The following is a 4,508-nucleotide window of genomic DNA, read 5'->3' on the forward strand; positions in this document are numbered from 1 at the left end:
GCGGTGAAATTCTGCGCCGCGCATAATTCTATATCGCGCGGAATTTTGCGGCGCCGTGCGCAAAGATACGTTAAAATTCCGCAACAAAATTTCGTATTAAAATTTACCCAGCAGAGGCGTGCGGCGAAGCTTTAGCGATAAAATTTCATTGCTTAAGCGATACAATAGTAAAATAATGAAATTTTAACAAAGGAGCCCCTATGAAAAAAATCATCCTTCTTGTTGCCGCGCTTGCGGGCATATTGTTTGCCAAAAGCGTAGAGCTCGCCACACCGCCCAATCATAAAAACGGCGTAAATCACCTGGAATTGGTGCTGATCTTAGATAAATCAGGCTCGATGAGCGGGCTTGAGAGCGATACGATCGGCGGATTTAACTCGATGATAGAAAAGGAGCGCAAAGAGGGCATCGATGCCAGCGTCACGACCGTGCTTTTCGATACGAAATTTAACGTCATCCATGATCGCACGCCGCTTAAAAAGGTCGAAAACCTAACGTCCAAAGAGTACTACGCCGGCGGCAACACCGCGCTACTGGACGCCGTCGGCAGCACGATAGCGCGTATCGAGCGAGTGCCCGACATCTATGCCAAAAACAATCGCGTGCTTTTCGTCATCATCACCGACGGGCAGGAAAACTCAAGCCGCGAATACTCCAAAGCGCAGATTAAGAAGATGATTAGCGACAAGCAGGAAAAATACGACTGGGAGTTTATCTTTTTAGGCGCTAATATCGACGCCGCAAGCGAAGCACGCAGCATCGGCATCAAAAGCGAAAACGCCCTAAAATACGAGAATTCCAAAGAGGGCGTGAGTAAAAATTTCGAAGCGGCAGCCGAGATATCCAAAGACGTAGCGACCGATAATAAAGCAAACTCGAAATGGCGCGATAAGGTGCTACAAGACAAAAAATAGTAAATCGCGAGGCGAGGCACGCTAGAAATGAGGCGCCGCTGCGGAAACTGGTAGCAGTGCGAAAATATACGGCGCAAAACGAGCTTTAGTAAAAAACACGAGCGGCGGCGCGGAAACAGATAGTGTGCCGGGTCACTCGCCGAAAAATTTAACGCGAATATGTGCCGCAAGAAAAATAGACGCGCAAGAAATAAAAACGGCGTGAAGCGGAGCCGAAGACTCAGTGAGCCTAGCAATATGGCGCGCATATTGATTTTCACTCAGCGCATTTTAGAATTTTATTTTGATTTTTTCATGTGCCGCGCGTTATTGCTTTTGCCGGCGCTGCTTTGTTGCGGCAAGAAAACGCAAATTTTCTCGCTAAATTCAGGCGCTTCGCGAAGGGCGCCGATTTGCAGCGAGCAAACCGCTATTTCGCAAGCAGCGACAAATTTACGGCGCGCAAATTCCATATTTTGCGAGAAGCGCGCAAATTCCGCTTTTTGCAAGCGATAGGTAAATTTTACTCTTTGAAAGCGGCGCTAAATTTTAAAATTTAGGCGCTGCAAAACGGGCACATCTGCTAAGCTCGGCTGAATTAAAATCGTAAATTTAACTAGGAGGAAGCTTATGAGGGTATCCGAGATCGACACGCCGGCGCTGCTGATTGATCGCGAAATCGTGCTTCGCAATCTGCAAAAGATGCAAAGCTATGCAGACGCCGCGGGCGTGAGCCTGCGCCCGCACACCAAAACGCACAAAATGCCCTATTTCGCGAAGCTGCAAGAAAGCCTCGGTGCTGCGGGCATCACGGTCGCCAAAACGGGCAAAGCCGAGATCATGGCGGCAAACGGGCTGAAAGATATATTTATCGCAAACGAGATCGTTGGCGAGCCGAAATTTCAGCGCATCATCGCGCTTTTGCGCGCAGGGATAAACTTAAGCTTCGGCGCAGATAGCATAGAGCAGGCGAGCCTGATAGAGTGCGCCTTTGAGCGCAGCGGCACGAAGGCCTGCGTGCTTGCCGAGATCGAAGTGGGCGAAAACCGCTCTGGCTTCGTAGAAAAGCAGGATTTCGCGGCGTTTATAAAATTTTTAAAAGGCTGCAAAAATATCGAATTCCGCGGCGTGTTCTCCCACGACGGCCACTCCTACAAGGCTGCCGATAAAAGCGAGTGCGAGCGCATCCATCTAGCCGCGCAGCGCCGCACGCTGGAGTTTGCGGATATAGCGCGCGAGCTAGCTCTGCCTGCACGCGTCGTTAGCATCGGCTCGACGCCCTCGCTCATCAACGATTTTGAAATTTTAAAGGGCGTCACCGAGATCCGCCCGGGCACATATATCTTTATGGACGCCTCGCAGGCGCAGGCTTACGGCGATTATTCGATGAACGCGGCGAGTATCCTTACGACCGTCATCAGCAGGCCTACGGCGGATCGCATCATCACCGACGTCGGCGCCAAGGGGCTCACGCAGCAAAGGCGCACCGAGGGCTTTACGGCAACGCCCGGGCTCGGGCGCATAAAGGGTACGGAGGTGTGGGTAAATGGCGTTTACGACGAGCATGCGATTATCTACGACAGAGCGCTGCGAGACGCCGTGCGCGTGGGAGATCGGCTCGAAATTTATCCGAACCATATCTGCCCCGTCGTAAATTTACACGAGTTCGCCTACCTCGTTAGCGGCGGCGAGGTCGTAGAAAAGATCGCTGTGCTATGCAGGGGCAAGCTGCAATGAGCGGGTAAATTTTAAAGGTGCGGCGAGATAAAATTTAGCCTCTAATCTAGGGCGCGACCAAATTTAAGGCGCGAATTTATTGCCGCTCAGGCTGCGGCGCAAAGCGCGCCGAATTTGACGACGAAATTTAACGAAAGGTAAAAATGAGGCTTTGGACGATAAGCTTTAAATATCTCGATGCAAAGGGGCTAGTCGCACTTTGGCGGGAGGCGCTGCTAGCCAAAAACGTGCTGGCGGGACTTACCAAGGGCTACAAAAATCACCCGTAGCTTAACCGCTTTTACGCGCATGAAAACGCGTGTGAGGCGATAAATGCGTATCTAGCGGAGGTTTATGCGCAGGCCTGCGCTCGCGGGTATAAATTCGACGTAGCGAAGGTGGGCGAATTTGACGAGCGAAATTTAGCCAAAATAGCCGTCACTCACGGGCAGATAGAGTATGAATTCGCCTTTTTATAAGAGAAGCTAAAATCGCGTGATATCAAGGCTTATGAGCGAAATTTAAGCGAAAAAAATATAGAAATCGCGAGCATTTTTAAAGAGGTTGACGGCGGAATCGAGCCGTGGGAGAAGGTAAAAATTTAGCGCCGTCGCGCGGCAGCGGCGAGGAGTATATTCGGCTTATGCCGGCAAGCTTTTCGTATGCGGCGCTGCTTTTAAATTTATCGGTTTGATACAAAGCTAAGCTTTGCGTAGTATCATATAGGATCGCGCGCCGTGCCGCTTCCGCGGCGTCGCATACGCCGCGATCGATCAGCGGCGTAACGTGGCGGATTAGCGCTAGCGTCATGATCTTGCCCTAAAGATGGAAGTTTTCGCGGCTATTTAAGCCTCTCGTAGCTTTCGCATGAGCTTTTCCATATCTGCTCATGCTCCGTTACCGAGCTCATAAACCTATCCTTGCCGCCCAGCTCGCAGGCTTTTTTATAGTACTGCGCGGCTTTTGCATTATCTGCACCCTCGTAAAGACGCGCTAAATTTAAGCACGCAAGCCAGCTGTCCACGATATCCATATCGCAACCGCGCACATAGTAACCTACGCCCTTTATAGCGTCTTTGCGCACGCCTTTGCCTCCGATATACGCAGAGCCTGCGTTACTGCAGCCTATCGCATGCCCGTCATCGCAGGCTTTGTCAAACAGCTCCGCCGCCTTCGCCTCATCGCGCGGCATCCCCTCTCCGCTTTGATACAAAATGCCTAAATTTACGCACGACTCCACATCGCCGCCTTTGCAAGCTTTGACGTATAACGGCGCAGCCTTTAGCAGATCTTGCGGCACGCCCCAGCCATAATTATAAATCTGCGCCAAGGCCCCGCACAACTTCATATCGCCCTTATCGCAGGATTTCGTAGCCCTACTTATATCGTCTGCGGTGGCTACGAAATCAGCTAGCGCGAAATTTGCGGCAAGCGCCGCGGTGAGCGCTAAAATTAAAATTTTATTTTTCATTTTCATCCTTTTTGGTTTTTTAAGATCGCCCGCCAAGCCTAAGGCGCGGATTTATCGTTAAGGCGCAGTTTGATCGCTAGAGTTCGGGTTCGTTCTCGCCTGCTCTTTGCTTTTTAGAGCCTCGTAAATTTCATCGACGCTGCTTAAATTTTGATCCAAAACCTCCCTCGCCTTTTTTAGAGTGCGTGCGCCAAAAATCCCATCCTGCTTCACTCCGATGCTTTTTTGGATATATAAAATTTTATCCTTTTGCATCGCAGCGGAATCCTTAGTCGCCCTGGAAGCGGAATTTGAAGCAGAGCTTTCTGAGCCGTTAGAGCTTGCACTCGTAGAATTTTCGTCTACAGAATTTACGCCATCACTCGCGGAAGCGGAATTTTCGTCCTCAAAAAATGTAGGCATCCACCCTCGCAGCAGCCCTGCTGCGC

At 50.6% G+C, this 4,508-nt stretch carries 5 protein-coding genes and 1 pseudogene; 3 read left to right on the forward strand and 3 right to left on the reverse strand.

Going from position 1 to position 4,508, the window contains the following annotated elements:
- Positions 1-200 precede the first annotated feature (200 nt).
- From Q0620_RS01745 to Q0620_RS01755, 3 genes are all read left to right on the forward strand, one after another.
- Entirely contained in the window at positions 201-914 is a 714-nt protein-coding gene (locus tag Q0620_RS01745) for a vWA domain-containing protein (RefSeq protein ID WP_298782961.1), read from the forward strand.
- A 609-nt stretch (positions 915-1,523) separates the two neighbouring features.
- Positions 1,524-2,630 carry an alanine racemase gene (locus tag Q0620_RS01750; protein ID WP_298782962.1) on the forward strand — a complete coding sequence of 369 codons (1,107 nt, stop codon included), beginning with the start codon at positions 1,524-1,526 and terminating at the stop codon, positions 2,628-2,630.
- 143 nt (positions 2,631-2,773) lie between these two features.
- A complete protein-coding gene (locus Q0620_RS01755; protein ID WP_298782963.1) occupies positions 2,774-2,899 on the forward strand; it encodes a pyrimidine dimer DNA glycosylase/endonuclease V in 126 nt (41 codons plus the stop codon).
- 265 nt (positions 2,900-3,164) lie between these two features.
- Here Q0620_RS01755 and Q0620_RS01760 read toward each other — a convergent pair whose 3' ends face one another.
- From Q0620_RS01760 to Q0620_RS01770, 3 genes and pseudogenes are all read right to left on the reverse strand, one after another.
- The gene (locus tag Q0620_RS01760) at positions 3,165-3,419 is read right to left on the reverse strand and encodes a hypothetical protein (protein WP_298782964.1); all 255 of its coding nucleotides are present in this window, start codon (positions 3,417-3,419) and stop codon (positions 3,165-3,167) included.
- Between the two features lie 31 nt (positions 3,420-3,450).
- Positions 3,451-4,080, reverse strand: coding sequence for a tetratricopeptide repeat protein (locus tag Q0620_RS01765; protein WP_298782965.1), 630 nt, complete (start codon positions 4,078-4,080; stop codon positions 3,451-3,453).
- Between the two features lie 57 nt (positions 4,081-4,137).
- Positions 4,138-4,508: pseudogene (locus Q0620_RS01770) on the reverse strand (hypothetical protein); the annotation flags it as partial.

Source organism: uncultured Campylobacter sp. (genome assembly GCF_938017615.1).
GTDB lineage: Bacteria > Campylobacterota > Campylobacteria > Campylobacterales > Campylobacteraceae > Campylobacter_B.